Annotated in this window: 16 protein-coding genes; 2 read left to right on the forward strand and 14 right to left on the reverse strand. The window is 63.9% G+C overall.

Going from position 1 to position 17,212, the window contains the following annotated elements:
• Positions 1 to 71 precede the first annotated feature (71 nt).
• The 7 genes from F2S13_RS19120 to F2S13_RS19150 form a co-directional block, all read right to left on the reverse strand.
• Positions 72 to 1,532: an efflux transporter outer membrane subunit gene (locus F2S13_RS19120; protein ID WP_166363627.1), complete on the reverse strand. Its 1,461-nt coding sequence runs from the start codon at positions 1,530 to 1,532 to the stop codon at positions 72 to 74.
• On the reverse strand, positions 1,529 to 3,583 hold the full coding sequence (locus F2S13_RS19125; RefSeq protein WP_166363629.1) for an FUSC family protein: 2,055 nt from the start codon (positions 3,581 to 3,583) through the stop codon (positions 1,529 to 1,531). The genes F2S13_RS19120 and F2S13_RS19125 overlap by 4 nt, the downstream gene beginning before the upstream one ends.
• Complete coding sequence (mdtN, locus tag F2S13_RS19130; protein ID WP_166363631.1) at positions 3,580 to 4,632, reverse strand: multidrug transporter subunit MdtN; 1,053 nt, start codon at positions 4,630 to 4,632, stop codon at positions 3,580 to 3,582. The genes F2S13_RS19125 and mdtN overlap by 4 nt, the downstream gene beginning before the upstream one ends.
• A 16-nt stretch (positions 4,633 to 4,648) precedes the next feature.
• Positions 4,649 to 4,840, reverse strand: coding sequence for a YtcA family lipoprotein (locus F2S13_RS29655; RefSeq protein ID WP_343047534.1), 192 nt, complete (start codon positions 4,838 to 4,840; stop codon positions 4,649 to 4,651).
• Between the two features lie 178 nt (positions 4,841 to 5,018).
• Entirely contained in the window at positions 5,019 to 6,446 is a 1,428-nt protein-coding gene (locus F2S13_RS19140; RefSeq protein ID WP_166363635.1) for a mechanosensitive ion channel domain-containing protein, read from the reverse strand.
• 224 nt (positions 6,447 to 6,670) lie between these two features.
• A complete protein-coding gene (locus tag F2S13_RS19145) occupies positions 6,671 to 7,084 on the reverse strand; it encodes an arsenate reductase ArsC (protein WP_166363638.1) in 414 nt (137 codons plus the stop codon).
• A gap of 121 nt (positions 7,085 to 7,205) precedes the next feature.
• A complete protein-coding gene (locus F2S13_RS19150; protein ID WP_166363640.1) occupies positions 7,206 to 7,619 on the reverse strand; it encodes a cupin domain-containing protein in 414 nt (137 codons plus the stop codon).
• 269 nt (positions 7,620 to 7,888) lie between these two features.
• On the opposite strand from F2S13_RS19150, the gene F2S13_RS19155 reads away from it, so the two are divergent.
• Together F2S13_RS19155 and F2S13_RS19160 are read left to right on the forward strand one after the other, a co-directional pair.
• On the forward strand, positions 7,889 to 8,680 hold the full coding sequence (locus F2S13_RS19155) for an SDR family oxidoreductase (protein ID WP_166363642.1): 792 nt from the start codon (positions 7,889 to 7,891) through the stop codon (positions 8,678 to 8,680).
• Positions 8,681 to 8,735: 55 nt separating this feature from the next.
• The gene (locus tag F2S13_RS19160; RefSeq protein WP_166363644.1) at positions 8,736 to 10,205 is read left to right on the forward strand and encodes an FAD-dependent oxidoreductase; all 1,470 of its coding nucleotides are present in this window, start codon (positions 8,736 to 8,738) and stop codon (positions 10,203 to 10,205) included.
• Here F2S13_RS19160 and F2S13_RS19165 read toward each other — a convergent pair.
• Genes F2S13_RS19165 through F2S13_RS19195 form a run of 7 tightly spaced genes read right to left on the reverse strand, consistent with a single transcriptional unit; the run spans position 10,198 to position 17,059 of the window.
• On the reverse strand, positions 10,198 to 11,784 hold the full coding sequence (locus tag F2S13_RS19165; protein ID WP_166363646.1) for a FadD3 family acyl-CoA ligase: 1,587 nt from the start codon (positions 11,782 to 11,784) through the stop codon (positions 10,198 to 10,200). The genes F2S13_RS19160 and F2S13_RS19165 overlap by 8 nt on opposite strands.
• Complete coding sequence (locus F2S13_RS19170; RefSeq protein ID WP_166363648.1) at positions 11,781 to 12,869, reverse strand: alkene reductase; 1,089 nt, start codon at positions 12,867 to 12,869, stop codon at positions 11,781 to 11,783. The genes F2S13_RS19165 and F2S13_RS19170 overlap by 4 nt, the downstream gene beginning before the upstream one ends.
• Complete coding sequence (locus tag F2S13_RS19175) at positions 12,869 to 13,495, reverse strand: nuclear transport factor 2 family protein (RefSeq protein ID WP_166363650.1); 627 nt, start codon at positions 13,493 to 13,495, stop codon at positions 12,869 to 12,871. The genes F2S13_RS19170 and F2S13_RS19175 overlap by 1 nt, the downstream gene beginning before the upstream one ends.
• Before the next feature lie 18 nt (positions 13,496 to 13,513).
• A complete protein-coding gene (locus F2S13_RS19180; RefSeq protein WP_343047535.1) occupies positions 13,514 to 14,278 on the reverse strand; it encodes an SDR family NAD(P)-dependent oxidoreductase in 765 nt (254 codons plus the stop codon).
• Positions 14,275 to 15,102: an SDR family NAD(P)-dependent oxidoreductase gene (locus F2S13_RS19185; RefSeq protein WP_166363652.1), complete on the reverse strand. Its 828-nt coding sequence runs from the start codon at positions 15,100 to 15,102 to the stop codon at positions 14,275 to 14,277. The genes F2S13_RS19180 and F2S13_RS19185 overlap by 4 nt, the downstream gene beginning before the upstream one ends.
• A 13-nt stretch (positions 15,103 to 15,115) precedes the next feature.
• Positions 15,116 to 15,943: an SDR family NAD(P)-dependent oxidoreductase gene (locus tag F2S13_RS19190; protein ID WP_166363654.1), complete on the reverse strand. Its 828-nt coding sequence runs from the start codon at positions 15,941 to 15,943 to the stop codon at positions 15,116 to 15,118.
• Between the two features lie 39 nt (positions 15,944 to 15,982).
• Positions 15,983 to 17,059 carry a 3-ketosteroid-9-alpha-monooxygenase, oxygenase component gene (locus F2S13_RS19195; protein WP_218584003.1) on the reverse strand — a complete coding sequence of 359 codons (1,077 nt, stop codon included), beginning with the start codon at positions 17,057 to 17,059 and terminating at the stop codon, positions 15,983 to 15,985.
• Between the last annotated feature and the right edge of the window lie 153 nt (positions 17,060 to 17,212).

The following is a 17,212-nucleotide window of genomic DNA, read 5'->3' on the forward strand; positions in this document are numbered from 1 at the left end:
CACCCGGTGTGGCCTGCCTCTTGCGGCAGGCCACTCTGGCAGGCGCTCCCATCCCTGGCCGGGGTCAGACATCAATCATCGATTGCTGCCGTTGCATTATCAGCGTGATAGCCGCCACCCAAAGCCTTGATCAGCGCTACCTCGCTTTCCAGACGCTGCCCCTGCAACAAGGCCAGACTGCTCTGCTCGGCCAGCAGCGGCAGATTCGCTTCCAGCGCTGCGACCCGGCCCAACAGGCCACGCCGGTAATGTGCCTCGGCGCTGTCGCGGTTGAAACGCATATTGCCGATGCGTGCCTGCTGTAGCGTCGCCTGCGCTTCCAGTCCCTGGAGCTTGCTACCGGCCACGGCGACATCCCGCACGGCGTCAAGCACCGCCTGGTTGTACTGCTGCACCAGACTGTTGCTCAGGCTGCGGGCGTCAGCCAGTTCGGCATTGAGGCGGCCTCCGTCGAAGATCGGCAGAGTCATCCCCGGAATCAGGTTGATCTGCCGGCTGCCGTGGTCCCACAGGTCACCCATGTGCAGGGCATCGGCACCGAAGAAAGCCTTGATGTCGAAACTCGGGTAAAAAGCCGCCTTGGCCGCATCGATGCTCGAATAGGACGACTGCACCAGCCAGCGCATTGCCTGCAAGTCCGGGCGACGCGCCAGCAATTCATAGCCCAGGCTCTGCGGCACCCCATAGGCATGCTCCGGCAGGGAGCGTGGTGCCAGTGGCAGCGATACTTCGGCGCCGACGCCGATCAACGCACGCATGGCTTCGCGCAGTTGCCGCGTCTGGCTGCGCAGAGCGGCGATCTGACGATCGATCAGTGCCTGGTTGCTCAGCGCCAGCTGCTTTTGTGGCTGCGACTCCAGCCCACGCTGGATGAGTGCCTGATGCGCGGCCACCACTTCGGCCGCGATGGCCGACATGCGCTGCAGGTCGGCAAGCAGTTGCTGCGCAGTCTGGACCTGGAAATACAGCAGGGTCACACCGCTGGACACCTCCAGCTCGATCCAGGCTGCCTCGGCCTGACGCGCATTGCGCACACCCAGGGCTGCGTCCACCTGCGCTCGCTGGCGTCCCCAGAGATCGAGTTGATAGACGCCGCCAAGCCCCACCAGACCCTCGGTGTACCAGGGCCCGGTGAGGCCGAGGGCTGGCTCGTTGCGGGCGAAGGGGCCAAGAAAGCCATTGGCGGAGACATGCTCGCGGTTGACCAGGGCAATCAGCTCGACCTGCACGCCGGTCAGCGATTTTACTGTGTCCGCCTGGGCGCGGGCCTGGTCGATATGACTGCGGGCGATGGCGATGCTCGGCGCCTGGGCGAAGGCCATGTCGATCAACTGGTCGAGCTGCGGGTCCTGGTAACGTGTCCACCAGCGCGCTTCGGGCCAACCTTCGCGGGCCAGGTGCAGATCATCGGCCAGGCGGATGTCGACCGGATCGCGCGGCTGCGTCAGGTCGCCCTCCTCGCGGATCAGCGCGCAACCGCCGAGGGCCAGGATCAAGCCCGCTATCCCGCAAATACGGGTGCGGCCACTCATGGGTGCTGCTCCGCGAGCGCGCCATACTCGAAGTGTTGCCAGTCCGGCAGCGAATCCAGCAGACGGTGCAGCTCCTGCAGGTTGCGCAACAGCGCGTCGCCACCCGCCCCAACCTCAGTTGATGGATCGAGTGGCGGAAGGCCACCAGGCACGACCGTCGGGTCCTGCAGACGTGCCGCGTAATTTTCCAGCCAGGCACCCAGCCGCGCCTGATGTTCGCCCAACCAGGCGCGCAGTGGCATTGGCAACTGGGCATCGAGCAACGCCCGGTAACGTTGCAGCTGGCCGGTGAGCAGGAGGATGTCCCGCGCCTTGGCCAGCAGCGTCTGGGTAAACAGCGTCAGTTGCTCATGCTCGCCCTGTTGCCAGCCGGGCTCCAGTGCCACCCGCGCGAGCATGGCCTGGCATTCGGCGAGCTGACTCCAGCTGCGCAGGCTCAGCCCGTGCAGCGGGTCTGCCGGCGCGGCTGGCACCTGCGCCGGTGCGCGCAACAATCCGGCGATGCTCTGCAGGGCTGCGGCCAGGCGCCGACGCAGGCTGTCACCCTCGCTTTCCGGCCACATCAGACCATGCACCAAAGTGCTGACCAGCACACCGAGGACGATGCCGACCAGGCGATCGCGAATCTCCGTAAGGTCGATGCTCGGGCCGAACTGTTCGAGCAGGGCCAGGGCGAAGCAGAACGCGATCTGCAGGCCGGCATAGCTGATGCGCTCGGACCCCGCCGCTACCCAGGCCCCGAGGCCGATGACCGGCAGGCTCATGGCCAACAGCCCGACCAGCGTTTCGATGCCCGGGATGACAAAGACCATGCACAACAGCGCCAGGGTACTCCCCACCAGGCACCCGCCGATGCGCAGCAGGCCCTTCTGGGTCGAAGCGCCGAGGCTCGGCAGGGCGAGGATCACGCAGGTCAGCATCACCGTATGGATGCCCGGCCAGTCCACAGCGTTGTAGAACACATAGCAGAACATTGCGGCCAGCCAGCTCTTGAAGGCAAAACGCAGGTAGTTGGGATTGCTGAAGGCATCACTCACCAACAGCGGCTCCTTAGCCCCGGCCCCCGCGTCTGGGGGGACGCGCTCGCTGGCGGCCAGTGCGCGCAGGGCATCGCGCATCTCCTCCAGCGCCGCAGGCGCCAGCGACCGCACAAGGGCCTCGCTGTGCAGGGGGGGCGTCTGCGACACGGCATCGGCATTGATGGCCGAGGCCAGGGCCGCACAATCCTGGCGCAACGCCATCAGTGCCTCGATGTCCGTTGCGGGCGCGTTCAGGGAATATACAGCGGCGTACAGTCGCGACACGCATGTGATCAATGCCAGATTCTGCACTTCCCGGGCGCGGTAGCCGGCATCGCGCATGCTGGCGAACTTCAGCAGCTTGTGCAGGCTGAGCACGCCCTGCTGCACCTCCGTCGGGCTGATCCCCGAGGCCTGCGCGCGCCCCTCGGCCAGCGCGGCCAGACGCGCCTGGACCTGCGTCAACTGCCGCAGCATGGCCTCGCGCAACTGCTGCTGTGGCTCCTGTGGCAGCAGCAAGGTGTTCACCAGCAAGGTCACCAGGATCGGATAGACCACAGCCATCCACACCCACAGGCAGGCGCGCAACAGCAGCTCGGGCTGCGCAGTGAGGTCCACCAGGCTCTGCACGTAAATGGTGACGATGGCCACCAGGAAGAACAACGGGCCAAGGCGCGTGGCGCGCATACCGAACATGCTGGCGAGGAACACCACGCTGGTGCAGAGGATGCGCAGCAGCGGGTAACCATAGGTGAACTTGAGCAGGAGGATGGCGATACCGATCGCGAGGGTCGCACTAATGATGAACAGGGTACCGGCCATCCTCGTCAGGACCACGTTGCTCTGGCTGACGAAGAACACCATGATCAGCGACAGCGCCAGCAATGGCACTTCCAGGCTCATCGAGACAACGATGACCAGCGTACAGGCCACAAGATTGCGCAACAGCGCGTTACCGCGCCCGGGAAAGTCCGCCAGCTCCGCGCGGAGGAAGCGCCATAGACGGTCGGGCCAACTATCCACGGCAGTCACTGTGGCTCGCCTTCGTCGCTGTCGGCGTGGATCACCGCCACCGCCGATGCGCCGATGCGGAACAACTGCGGGTCGGGCTGATCGACGCGGATGCGCACCGGGAAGCGCTGCGCCACCCGCACCCAGTTGATGGTTCGCGCGACCCTCGGCAGACCGCTGACCTGGGCACCGCCATCGTCGGGGAAGACGCCGAAGCCAATGGAGTCTACGGTACCGCTGAAAGCGCGCCCGCTGTCGCTCATCAGATAGAGCGTGCTGCGGCTGCCGGTGTGGATGTTGTCCAGCTCGGTCTCGCGAAAATTCGCCACCACGTACCAGCGCCGCGTATCGATCAGACTGAACAGAGGATGCCCGGCGGCGGCAAACTGGCCGTCGGAAGTCGTCAGGCCGACGATGCGTCCGTCGAAGGGCGCGCGCACAACACTGTGCTCCAGGTCCAGTTCGGCGCGGGCGATTTGTGCCTGGATCACTGCACGCCTGGCCACCAGAGCGTCAACCCCACTGACCGCGGCAGCGGCCTGTTTGGCCTGTAGTTGTGCTGCGTTCAGCTCGGCACGGGTGCTCCTGGCGGCGGTACGCGCCTGGTCCACCTGCTCCTCGGAGACATAACCGGGCGCCAGCAGCGGCTCCATGCGTCGCAGGGTGTCCGCGGTCTGAGCGGAAGTGGCCTTGGCGCGCTCGAGGCTGGCCTTCACTGCGTCAGAGTTGAACTGTTGGGCGTCGACCTGGCGCTGGCTGAGGATAATTTCCTGGTTCAGCGCGTGCAATGACGCCTGGGCCTGGTCCAGGACGTCCTGGTAGGGCCGTGCATCGATGCGCAGGAGCACATCCCCCTGCTTCACCTGCTGGTTCTCGTGCACCGGCAGCTCGACGATACTGCCGCTCACCTCGGGGGTGACATTTATGGTGTCGGCGTAGGCATAGGCGTCATCGGTGCGCGGAGCGTTGTCGAGACGCCAGATCACCCACACCAGCAGTACCAGAGTCAGCCCCAGCAGCACCAGGATCAGGACGCGCCGGGGCGGCGTCTTCACAGCATTCTCGCTCATGGTGGGCGACTCCCGGTCAGGCCTGGAAGAACAGCAGCCAGGCGCTCAGGGCAAACAGCGCGGTCAGCACGGGGTAAGCCAGCGCCGGTGGCCCCAGCCAGGCCCCAAAACCGCGCCGAATCAGCAACGTATGGACAAGCAAGGCCAGCAGCACGGCACCGAGGATGCAGAACAGCCAGTCGGGGAAATAGGCCCCCAGCACGGGCACCGATGGCGCGTTGGAACAGGCCGGGAGTGCCAGAGTCAGCAGAACAAGGCTCCCCCGCCAAGTTCTGGCGTCCCTCCCCTTGCGGCTCATCAAGACCCTCCATCAAAGGGAAAACCGTGCTTGAACAGTCTCAGGCTCGATTCACGTGATTCCTTTATAGCCCACAAAAGCAGGAAGTTCATGGCCGCCGCTTTAGCCACCATTGCAGAAACCCGGTCTTTTTGATTGGGGATGGCTTGGGCGTCAACAACGAGTCGCTGAGTTGACTGCGTTGATGGCGCAGATTGGAGATGGCCGCTAAAACCTCCACGTGTTGTTCCAGATAGCCTTTGATGATGTCCTTATCGATGCGATAGATCTTGCAGGGCGTCAGCGCCGTGAACCGGGCCAGCGAGGGAGCCTCGGCAGCCACGCCTTCTTCTCCGAAGATATCACCGGGTCCCAGACGGCCGGCCTCGAGCGTGTCGCCCTGTTCGAGAACCGTTGCGCGGACCACACCTGTACCAATCACTAAAAGGCCGCCAGCGATCTCGCCATAATCAAGCACAACCTGGCCCGCGGAATAAGCCAGCGGTGACATATGTTGGCTGAGGCTTTCCTTTTCTGCGGTACTGAGGTCCCGAAAAACCTTCATTTCCTCCAGCAGCAAGCGTGACGACTGGTGCCGGGTTACGGGCTCGCTGGTAAAGTCGATCCCGGATGCTTCCAGATGGCGATGGGCCAGGTCATACATCAGGTTGCGGATTTCGGCCTTGTTCTCCCCGGCGCGCACGAAGCCGATGGCCTCATATTGCATTGATTCCAGATCCGAGCCTTTGATGGTTACCTTGGGCTTGGGGTTGGGCAGCAAGGCGCCGATCCCCTGCATAGCCTTTTCCAGAGCGTCCAGTACCAGGCGCGGTCGTACCTGGACAGGCACGCTCAAATGGATGGTCACGCCATTGATATCAATGGGCCGGCTGAAATTGTGCACCTTGGTTTTGGCGGCCAACGAGTTGGGAATCACCACTGTGCTGCCCTGACTGGTGAGCAGATGCGTTGCCCGCCAATCGATCTCGATCACCTTGCCTTCGGTATCTTCGATGCTGACCCAGTCATCCAGTAGATAGGGTTTGGTGATGTTCAGCACAATGCCCGAAAACACATCGCTGAGGGTGCTCTGCAGCGCCAGGCCGATGACGATGGCCATGATCCCCGAAGTGGCCAGCAATCCCTTGACCGGAAGATCCAATACATAGGTTGCCGCTGCCACTATCGCAACCAGAAAGATCAAGGCCCCCAGCACATCCTGAAACAGCCGGCCGGCGTGGCCTATGCGCGGCATGAGCAGGCTGATGACCACTGTCAGTGTACGTGCACCGAACAGCCACCAGATGATCTCCAGTATGGTGGCTACCAGGTTCTGGGTGTCGTCCGTGAAGGGTGGCGGATTCGTCGGCCCCATGCCCGCCTGGAAAATCACCGCGCTGTAAAGCACGAACAACAATAGACGGGTCGATGCACTCCAGATTTGACGGCTGGCAGGAATCATCCGCCACGCCAGCACGTCGAGCAGCAGCAAGACCACACTGATGACAAGCGGATGGTTCTGGACGAATGGGGGCATGGGCACATTTTCCGCAAAGCGTCTCGCCGCCCCGCGACAGGCACGCGTCACGCCGTCGATTGGAAGCGCCGCCATGGCGCAGGCAATGCAGCCAGACCTGGCGCTTTGTGCTCTGATCGCTCCTGCGTGGGGGGTTCATCGAATAGACGTTATTGAGCCTAGCAGAAGCCATTGGTATTGCTGCTCATGGGCTTGGGCTAGAGCACGCAGATAGCCCCCGAGCGTCACTGCCGGGTCTTCACGGTAATGAACATTTTGATGCGATCGTGGATTTCCTGTACAGCATGACGGAAGGGATCATGCCTTTCACTGGTCACCGGATCTTCGAAACTCCATGCGATCACCTCGTCCGAGGTGGGCATCCGTGCAGCTTCCTCGGACGACTTGTCACAAAGCGTAATCACATAATGGAATGGCTGGCCCTCGAACTCATCCATGCCTTTACTGCATAGTCCCGTGGTGTCGATGCCGATGTGATCGAGAGACTCCAGCGCGCGGGGGTCGACCTCACCGGCCTCAAGGCCGGCGCTGAAGGCTTCGAAGTGCTCGGAGTCCGTGTGTTTCAGCAGTGCTTCGGCGATCAGCGAACGGGCGTCATTTTTTGCACAAACAAACAAAACCCGGAATTTGTCAGGCATAACCTGCTCCCCGTATTGGTTTGATTAACACGCCTTTTTATAACAGCAGTGTTTTATGACGATTCGGTTTCAACTCCATGGATCGCACTGGGTCATGTCGAAGGGACTCCTGCCTGGGCGCTCACTTGTCCAGCACAACGAGCGGCTTGCCCTGCTCGACGATATAGGTGGCGAGCTCCGCCGCGTTGCCGCTGCCGACGTTCGTCACCTCGTGCTTGGCTCCGGCGGGAATGAACAGAACCTGCCCGGGCTTGAGCGTCACCGGCGGCTGGCCCTCGATCCGATACTCCATTTCGCCTTCGATTGCATAGACGATCTCTTCGCCCGGGTGGTTGTGTTTGGGCGCCACTACCCCGGGGGCGATATCGACGCGCACCTGGACCACCTCGCGTCCGGGGACGGACAGCGCGTGCCGCTGCAGATCGGTGCGGGTGACGCCCGCCATCTGCGCATTTTGCGCGTAGGACGGGGAAGCGAACGCGAACAGGCTGACCAGCACTGCGCTGGTGGATGCGATAGCGAGACAGGTTTTCATGACGGACTCCCGAAGGCTTCGAGCCGGACGCGCCGGCGATGGGGGTATTTGAGCGGGTGCCTGTGTCGGCAATGTGTCGGGTGGTGGGTGATTTGTATGCCCCTGTGTCTCTGTTCTGGTGGGATACAGGGGCGTACAAAGAGATCCTGCGCCCGCTGACGCGCGCGAGCCGTCATATCCCCGTGAATAGTCCAGTCGGACGAAGAGCGTGCTTTCAGTCCGTTCATATGATGACCCTGCGAACGAATCACTCTCACAGGGGCATATCAATGCTAATGCGAAACAAGGTTGTGGTGGTGTCGGGTATTGGTCCGGGGCTGGGGGTCAAGCTTGCGATCCATGCCGCACAGGAAGGCGCACACGCGGTCGTGCTCGGCGCACGGACTGCGGCGAAACTGGATGAGGCAGAACGGCGCATCCTCGAACTGGGCACCGACTGCCAGGTGCTGAAGGTGGTGACCGACATTACCGACAAGGCCCAGTGCAAACACCTGGCGGACCAGGCCATCGCCCGCTTCGGCCGGATCGACGCCCTGGTCAACAGCGCCTTTGTCCATGGCAATTTCCCCGAGCAGGTCGAGGGCGCCGATCTGGATGTCTGGCGCGAGGTCTTCGACACCAACGTGATCGGCACCATGAACCTGACCCAGGAAGTCGTGCCACACATGAAAAAGCAGGGCTTCGGCGCGATCGTCATGATCAACACCCAGGCCACGCGCAAACCCTTTCCTGGCGAATCCGGCTATGCCGCCTCCAAAGGCGCGCTCGCGGTGGCCGTCAAATACCTGGCCAGGGAACTGGGGCAATACGGTATTCGCGCCAACAGCGTCTATATGGGCTGGATGTGGGGCGCGCCGGTGCAGGGCTATGTCGAGCATGCCGCGGCCGAGCACAACGTGCCGCAAGCGCAGATCATCGCGCCGATCACCGCCAACATCGCGCTCGGACGCATGCCGACCGACGACGACTGCGCCAGGGCGGCGTTGTTCCTGGTGTCCGACTACGCCAACGCCATCACTGGCGCGGCACTCGACGCCAATGGCGGCGACTTCATGCCTTGACCGCCCCGGTTCAGCGGAATGTTGCCTGAAAATTACAAGAAAAAGGACGGTATACATGTCATCCAGTTTCTCCGTTTCACACCCCTGTCGCCCCCACCAGGTCCCCCAGTGGGATACTGAAACCGATGTCGTCATCGTCGGATTTGGTGCGGCAGGCGCTTGCGCCGCCATCGAAGCCGCCAGTGCCGGCGCTGCCGTGACGCTTCTGGAGGCGGCCTCCGGCAACGGCGGCACCAGCGCTTTATCCGGAGGCGAAATCTATCTTGGCGGCAATGGCGGCACCCCTGCCCAGCGACAGGCCGGCTTTCACGACGACACCGAAGACCTGTTCCGCTACCTGATGATGGCCGGTGGCGTCGACGCCGACGAGTCGAAAGTGCGCCTGTATGCAGAAAACAGTCTTGGCCACTATGAGTGGCTGGTGGCACAAGGGGTCACGTACAAGAACACGTTCCTGCCGGAAAAAATGCTGGAGCCGGAGACCGACGACTGCCTGATCTGGTCCGGCAGCGAAGAAGCCTGGCCGTTCTCGGAAAAGGCCAAACCCTGCCCCCGCGGACATACCCCACAGTGGACCGGCTGGGGCGGCGGACGCATGCTGATGGACACCCTGGCCGCTCGCGTCGAGCAACTGGGCGTGGACATTCGCTACGACAGCCGGGTGCTCAGCCTGGTAGCCGATGACGCCAGCAACGTCCAGGGGGTTGTCGTGCGAACCGACGGCCAGATCCGCTTTGTACGGGCCCGCAAGGGCGTCATCCTGTGCGCCGGCGGCTTCGCGATGAACCGTGACATGGTCAAGCGCCACGCGCCGCTCCTGCTGCGTTCCGATGACCCAATTGGAACACCCGGGGACGACGGCACGGGGATCCTCCTGGGCATGAGCGTGGGGGCCGCAGCGATTCACATGGACGAGGCTTTCCAGAGCCTGCCGTTCTACGCCCCCGAATCCCTGGTAAAAGGCATTTTCGTCAATGAGCGCGGCCAGCGCTTCATCAACGAAGACTGCTATCACGGACGCATCGGCCATCACATTATGCGGCAAACGGGCGATCGGATTTATCTGCTCGTCGACAACGCGTCCTACTCGCCACCGACGGAAATGACCCGCATCGACATTGCCGCCGCCGGAGAGACCTGGGAAGAGGTAGAGCACGATCTCGGCTTGCCCGAGGGCGCGTTGGTCGAAACCGTCGCCCTCTTCAACCGTCACGCGGCCGAAGGCAAGGATCCCCTGTTCCACAAAGCCGAAAAATGGCTCAAGCCACTCATTGAGCCGCCCTTCGTCGCGCTGGATTGCCGAGTCGATTATGCCTTCTATCCGCACTTCACCCTGGGCGGGCTGGACACGCTGCCGACGGGCCAGGTGCTGACCGAGAAGCGTGACCCCATCAACGGCCTGTATGCAGCCGGGCGCACCGCCTGCGGGCTACCCCGCTGGGGCGGTGGCTATAGTTCCGGCATGTCGCTGGCTGACGCTACCTTCTTCGGACGCCAGGCGGGGCTGAGCGCCGCTCTCAGGTAACCGCTACGCGCTGTGCTGTCGCGTGCAAGGTGTTCTTGGCCACCTTGCCCGCGGCATTGAGCGGTAACTCGGTGACGAACTCCACACTGCGCGGCACCTTGTAGTTGGCCATGCGCTGGCGGCACCACTCGATCAAGGCGTCGGCCGTGATGGCGGCGTCCGGGCGTGCAACCAAATAGGCCTTGCCCACTTCCCCCAGCCGGGTGTCGACAACGCCAATGACAGCGACCTGGGCGATCGCCTCGTGTTCCATGAGAAGGCGTTCCACTTCTGCCGGGTAGCAATTGAAACCACCGACGATGAACATGTCCTTGAGCCGATCGGTGATCTGCAGGTAACCGCGCTCGTCGAGCACGCCCACGTCCCCCGTGTGCAGCCAACCCTGTTCATCGATGGCATCGGCACTGGCCTGGGCATCGTCGAAATAACCTTGCATCAGGTTGTAGCCGCGAATCAGCACTTCGCCCGGCTGCCCGCTCGGTAGCCGTTGTCCCTGGGCATCCACGCAACGAATTTCGATACCGTCCAGGGGGCGGCCGCAGGTGCCGGCAATGGTCTGCAGATCATCCCCGGGCCTGCAGACCGTGGCCAACCCGCAGCATTCGGTGAGACCGTAGGCCGTAATAACGCTCTCGAAACCCAACTCTTCGCACATCCGCTGGATCAGCACGGGCGGTACCGACGCCGCGCCGGTGACCGCCACGCGCAACGAGGAGAGATGGAAATCCCTGCGCCGCGGGTGGTCCAGCATGGCGATATACAGTGTCGGCGGTCCGGGCAGGAACGTCACCCGGTCGCGCTCGACCCGCTGCAGCACGGCTTCGGCATCGAAGGTTCGCTGAGGCAGGATGGTCGCCCCGCTGACCAGCGCCGCGAGCCAACCTGCCTTGAAGCCGAAGCTGTGGAAGAACGGGCTGACAATCAGATAGCGGTCGCCGGCCTGCAGGCCGACGATCTCGCTCCAGCTGTCGAACAGCCGCAGGTTCTGGCCCTGGGCGCAGAGCACGCCCTTGGGGTAGCCGGTGGTGCCTGAGGTGAACATCAGGTCGCACAGAGTGTCGGCGTCCAGGGTAGCGATGCGCTGGTCCAGCACCGACTCGGACACCTGTTCGGCAAGGGCGAGAAACGCCTGCCAGCCACTGGCCTCGACCCGCGCCTGCTCCAGCACAATGGTCCGCCGCAAGTGCGGAAGCGTCTGGCCGAGCAGTTGGTCGGGGTAGTAGGTGCCGAGAAACTCGCCAACGCTGAACAACAGCCCTGCGCTGCTGCGCCCCAGGATATCGGCGGCCTCGGAAGCTTTCAGGCGGGTGTTCAAGGGGACCAGGACTGCACCGACCAGCAGACAGCCGAGGGCCGCGACTATCCATTGGTGACAATTGGGCGCCCAGATGGCGACTCGATCTCCCGGTTGGACCTCCAGGGCCAGCAAAGCGCGCCCGGCCTGGCGGCTCAGGCGGTAGAGCTCGGCATAGGAGATCTGCAGCCCCTGCTCTTCTATCGCGATGCGCTGGTCGTGGGTGCGGGCCGCCAGGGCCAGCATTGCCGCCAGGGTGTGTGGTTTGGCACTTGACGAACTCATGGCCGGCCATCCTGCGGGTGGGTGAGATAGTCGGTGAAGCCGCGCGCGCCGCTGGTATAGAGGGTGGCGCGATCGAATGCGGCGAGCGGCGCGTGTTCACGCAGGCGCGCCACCAGGTCGGGGTTGGCGATAAAGTGACGGGCGAAGGACACGGCATCGCCTACCCCATCGTCCAGGGCCTGGACAGCACTGCGACCGTCGAAACCGTCGTTGACAATCAACGGGCCGCTGAAGTGGCGACGTACCAGGGCGAAGGCGTCCAGATCCGCTTGCGGCGAACGGCTCACCTGCACATACGCCAGGCCGAGGGGATTCACGGCATCGAGCAACGCGCCATAGGTCGCGACCGGGTCGTCGTCCTGCATGTCGTTGTAGGGGTTGGCCGGGCAGATGCGCAGGCCGACCCGCCCAGCGCCAATGGCCCCGGCCAGGGCCTCCAGGCATTCCACGGTGAAGCGGATGCGTTTGGACAAGGAACCGCCATAACCATCCTGACGCTGGTTACTGCAGGCCAGCAGGAACTGCATCGGCAGGTAGCCGCTGCTGCAGTGCAGTTCCACGCCGTCAAAACCTGCCGCCCGGGCATTGAGCGCGGCCTGGCGGTAGTCCTCGATCACCCTGGCTATTTCATGACCGTGCAGGGCTCGCGGCATGTCCATTGGCACCATGCCGTGACTGTCGCTGTACAGGCTGCCCTGTGCGGCAATGGCCGAGGGGGCGATGGTCTCGGCGCTCTCGGGCTTGTTGTGCCGGCTGGCGGCCCGGCCCACGTGCATCAGTTGCAGCACCATGCTGGCGCCCGCCTCGCGCACCGGGCCGGTGACCTGACGCCAGGCCTCGACCTGGCGTGGCGTGACGATACCGGGGGTACGGCAATAGCCCTTGCCGTCCACACTCGGGTAGGTGCCTTCGGCGATGATCAGGCCGGCGCTGCCGCGCTGGCCGTAGTAGGCCGCATGCAGCTCGGTCGGCGCGTCATCGGCGTCGGCACGGCTGCGGGTCATCGGCGCCATGACGATACGGTTGGCCAGGCGCAGTTCGCCCAACTGCAGGGGCTCGAATAGTTTGCTCTGCGCAGACGCCATCAACGAACCCTCACTCGCGGCGCGGCGGAGCCACGGCGCATGCGCTCGAGGAACGTATCCAGAGGCGCAGGTTCAGCGACCTCTGGCAGCGCGTCGTCGGGCTTGGCGTTCCAGAACGCCTTCCAGCTCGGCCATAGCTCGTGCCAGGAACCCTCGTAGGGTTCCCTGCCCGGCCAGCGCATCTTCCGTTCGCCGATCGGGGGCTTGTTCAGGTCGCACGCATACAGGTAGCACGGCAGGCGACGGCGGAAGTACCAGCGCCCGTCGATGCGCTGGTAGTCATCCCAGTAGAGCATTTGCATGATCACCCACTCGGGCCCGGTCTCGTGCTCGTTCTTCGAATAGACCACGCCGCTGGCATTGTCCCGGTCCTTGAACTCGATGATATGACCGCCGATATGGTGCGAGGTGGTACTGAACTGCTGGCGCAGGGTCTCGTCGATCCAGGCCTTGAGGTGGCTGCGGCCGACCCTGTCCTTGCCCACCTTGACGTCTTCGGGGAACAACCCGACCCAGGCGTCGAGGTCGCGCATGTCCTGGGCCAGGGCGTACTTGGCCGGCAGCATGCGGATTTCTTCCAGCGACTCCAGGCGGTCGAGGCGCTCCTGCACTGTTTGTTCGTTCATCATTGCGCTCCCGTCGGCTCAGCGTTGCGAAGAAATATTGCCGCCGTCCACAAGGATCTCTGCAGCGTTGATGTAGCTGGCTTCATCCGACAGCAGGAAGCGCACCACGCGGCCGACCTCGTGCGCCTGGCCGAGCCGGCCGAGCAGGATGCGACGCTCGAACTGCCCGGGATGGGCGGCCACCACCGGCTCCAGCATCGGCGTCAGGATCTGCCCGGGCGACACCGAGTTGATACGGATGCCATCGCCGCTCAAGGCGTCGGCCAGGGACCGTACCAGCGACAGCAGGCCCCCTTTGGATGCGCTGTAGGCTGGGATCAGGGCATTGCCCAGGGTGGCGTTGATCGAGGCGATACCCACCACTGCGGCACCGGGATTGGCGCGCAGATCCGGCAGCATGGCCTGCACCAACAGGGCCATGGCGCGCAGGTTGACGTTCAGCACCTGGTCCCAGCTCTGCGCCGAGAGCTGCTCCAGGCCACTCTGGTCGACCACTCCGGCGGCATGCACCAGGGCGCCTGGCGCGCCCAGCTCGGCGCGGGTCCTGACCAGTGCCGGGGCAATCGCGTCCGGGTCGCGCAGATCGATGCCGATGCCCAGGCACGGCACGGCATGCTGCTCGGCGAGCCGGGCAGCGACTGCTTGCGCCTTGTCCTCGAACAGGTCCCAGATCGCCACCGGGCGGCCGACTGCAGCCAGCGCCGCAGCGCTCGCCGCACCGATGCCGGAGGCGCCGCCGGTGATGACTACCGGGCTTGCAGGTGAATTCAATAGCGTGTTCACAGGTTCAGATCCCCTTGGGTTGCCCGGTATTCACTGGAGGTTTGCGAGGTGTAATCGGTAGCGCCCACATTGAGTTCGCAGGTCTTGCCACCATCGACGATCAGGCTTTGCCCAGTGATGTAGGAAGACTCGTCCGAGGCGAGGAAGAGGATGGCGTTGGCGACCTCCTCGGGCTCGCCGATACGCCCCAGCGGCACGGCCCGCGCGGTGGCGGCGATCATCTGTTCGCTTTGCATGGCCTCGCGCGTGCCCTCGCTCCAGACAATCCCGGGGATCACCACATTGACCCGGATCCTGTCGGCAGCCCCTTCCAGGGCGACGGCGCGGCTGAAATTGATGACACCGGCCTTGGCCGCACCGTAGGCGCTCAGGCCGGGGCTGCCGAGCAAGCCGGCCACCGAGCCCATGTTGATGATCGAACCGCCCCGACCCTGCATCGCGCGCATGGCTGCCCGTGTGCCGAAAAAGGCCACGTCGAGGCTGCCGCGCAGGCTCTTGTGCCAGTCCTCGGTGCTCAGTTGCGCCAACGGCCCCCAGGTGTAGTTCACCGCGTTATTGACCATGACATCCAGGCGACGAAAGCGCTCCAGGGTCCTGGCCACCGCCCGCTCCACCGCCTGCTCGTCGGTGACGTCAGTCTGCACCCAGTCGGCCTCCCCGCCCTGCTCGCGAATCTTCGCCGCCATCGTCTCGATGGGTTCGCGCCTGCGCCCGCAGAGCATCACCCGGGCGCCCTGGGCTGCGAACAATTGCGCCGCTGCGGCGCCGATACCTGTTCCGGCGCCACTGATCAGCGCCACCTTGCCTTGCAATCTTCCATTCATGGTTACTGTCCTCTCAATGCATCAACATGCCGCCACTGGCGGCCAGGGTTTGTCCGGTAAAGCAACTGGAGTCGTCACTGGCCAGGAACAGGCAGGTACGGGCGATTTCTTCAGGTTCGAGCAGGCGTCCCAGGGGGATGGCTTGCTGCAGGGCACGAGCCCACTCCTCGGAGATAGACTGCATCATCGGCGTGCGGGTCGGCCCCGGGCAGATGGTATTGACCCGGATGCCGCGCGGCCCCAGGTCACGGGCCAGGCATTTGCCCATGCCGAGCAAGGCGGCCTTGGACGCGCAGTAGGACAGCGGCCCCTCGCCACTGAGCGCGGACAGGCTGGCGATATTGATGATCGAGCCCTTGCTGGCGCAGGCGATCATCAGGCGCACTGCGGCGCGGCTGCAGTAGAAGGCGCCGTTCAAATTGATGTCCACGATCCGCTGCCAGCCGGCGTCGGTGAGGTCGACGATCATGTCGGTGAACACCTCGGGCTCTCTGCCTGCCGCCAATTGCTCGCCGCGCTGGGCCAGGCGCTGCTGGTAAAGCTCGAAGCCATCACCGGGCACCTGCCCCAGCCCCGCGTTGTTGACCAGCACATCGAGGCGGCCGTAGCGCCGTTCGACTTCCGCAAACATTCGCCTGACTGACTCGCTGTCGGCGATATCGCAGCCCACTGCCAGGCAGTCGCCGCGCCCGTCGATCATCTGCAGCGTTTGCTGCGCCGCGGTCTGGTCGATGTCCGCAAGCACCACACTGGCGCCTTCGGCAGCGAACAGTGCGGCGGTCGCACGCCCCATCCCCGATCCCGCCCCGGTTACCAGCGCAACTTTATGTTTGAGCCTCATACCCGTTTGTCTCCACTGATTGTTGTTTTTGTACGTCGCTCAGATCAGGTGCAGTTCGCTGCGGGCCTGTTCAGGCACCTCATCGAGCTGGCGCCAGATACCGCCCTTGCTTTCGAAAACCTTCATGCGTGGCGCGGGCAGTTCGGCGACGTCGGTATAAAACTGCTCGTACCACTCACGCAGCTGGTAGACCGGCCCATCGCCCTCGCAGAGCAGCGGCTTGTCGATGCGGGTCTTGCTGTGCCAGATCTCCACGTCCTGGAAGAACGACGTGTGTGCCTGTTCGGCATAGCCCCGGGCGATGTCCTGGTTGGCCGCCTCGTCGAGCGCCGGGTTCTTGCGCACCTTGATGGCGTAGCGCAGCTCGAAGCTGTTGTGGTCGATGGGCACATGGCAGTTGAGCAGCAGGGTATCGATCGTCTGCTCCCCTGCGCGGGCGGTCATCCGGGTAACGTGATAGGCGGGGCCGAAGTAGGCACTGTCGGCGCGCAGGCCGCTGCCGAGCAGCTCACTCTCCTCGCCGTGAAACATCTGCCGGCCGATATGGCCATCGAAGGTGTTGCAGAAGTAGCTGGCAGGCGATCCGTGCACCGGGCCGAAATGAGCGGCGTCGGCAAGGTTGTCCACCAGTTCGCGGCAGCTGGTCTGGATCACCATCTTGCGCATCATCCAGTCGGTCCAGTCCGTGGAGAAGCAGGCTTCGATGCGCGGGATCTCCACCAGCGGGTCCGGTGCGTCGCCTTGCGCGTCGTGCCAGACGAACAGCAACTTGTTCTGCACCAGGGTCGGCCAGGCCTTGACCCGCGCCCGTGGCGGAATGCGTTTGCAGTAGGGAATCGATGCACACTTGCCATCGCTGCCCCACTGCCAGTGATGGAAGGGGCAGACCAGGGTACTGCCCTGGACTTCGCCCTTGCTCAGGTCGGCGCCCATGTGCGGGCAGTAGCCGTCGAGTATGTGCAGCGCGCCCGCCTCGTCGCGATAGGCCACCAGGCGGGTGCCGAAGATGTTGAGTGGGTGGGGCTTGCCATCCGCGTAGTCGGCGGCCAGGCCCAGGCAGTGCCAGCCGCGGGCGTAGCGTCGTGCCAATACAGGGATCAGAGCGGTGCTCGACATTTCCATGCTGCTCTCCTGAAGGTGAAGGATGTCGAGGCGAACTATCCTCCCAGCCAGCAGCACCCCACATCCCCGCGCTGGACTAACCCCCAAGGGTGACTCGGGTAACTTGCACGTGCCGACGTGTGACGCATCCTCCGTTTGAACGATGTC

This window comes from Pseudomonas akapageensis, assembly GCF_011355085.1.
Classification (GTDB): domain Bacteria; phylum Pseudomonadota; class Gammaproteobacteria; order Pseudomonadales; family Pseudomonadaceae; genus Aquipseudomonas; species Aquipseudomonas akapageensis.

Coding starts and splice junctions, on each gene's coding strand:
- F2S13_RS19120 (WP_166363627.1), bottom strand. CDS start 1,532: ATGAGTGGCCGCACCCGTATTTGCGGGATAGCGGGCTTGATCCTGGCC.
- mdtN (WP_166363631.1), bottom strand. CDS start 4,632: ATGAGCGAGAATGCTGTGAAGACGCCGCCCCGGCGCGTCCTGATCCTG.
- F2S13_RS19140 (WP_166363635.1), bottom strand. CDS start 6,446: ATGCCCCCATTCGTCCAGAACCATCCGCTTGTCATCAGTGTGGTCTTG.
- F2S13_RS19145 (WP_166363638.1), bottom strand. CDS start 7,084: ATGCCTGACAAATTCCGGGTTTTGTTTGTTTGTGCAAAAAATGACGCC.
- F2S13_RS19150 (WP_166363640.1), bottom strand. CDS start 7,619: ATGAAAACCTGTCTCGCTATCGCATCCACCAGCGCAGTGCTGGTCAGC.
- F2S13_RS19155 (WP_166363642.1), top strand. CDS start 7,889: ATGCTAATGCGAAACAAGGTTGTGGTGGTGTCGGGTATTGGTCCGGGG.
- F2S13_RS19160 (WP_166363644.1), top strand. CDS start 8,736: ATGTCATCCAGTTTCTCCGTTTCACACCCCTGTCGCCCCCACCAGGTC.
- F2S13_RS19165 (WP_166363646.1), bottom strand. CDS start 11,784: ATGAGTTCGTCAAGTGCCAAACCACACACCCTGGCGGCAATGCTGGCC.
- F2S13_RS19170 (WP_166363648.1), bottom strand. CDS start 12,869: ATGGCGTCTGCGCAGAGCAAACTATTCGAGCCCCTGCAGTTGGGCGAA.
- F2S13_RS19175 (WP_166363650.1), bottom strand. CDS start 13,495: ATGAACGAACAAACAGTGCAGGAGCGCCTCGACCGCCTGGAGTCGCTG.
- F2S13_RS19185 (WP_166363652.1), bottom strand. CDS start 15,102: ATGAATGGAAGATTGCAAGGCAAGGTGGCGCTGATCAGTGGCGCCGGA.
- F2S13_RS19190 (WP_166363654.1), bottom strand. CDS start 15,943: ATGAGGCTCAAACATAAAGTTGCGCTGGTAACCGGGGCGGGATCGGGG.
- F2S13_RS19195 (WP_218584003.1), bottom strand. CDS start 17,059: ATGTCGAGCACCGCTCTGATCCCTGTATTGGCACGACGCTACGCCCGC.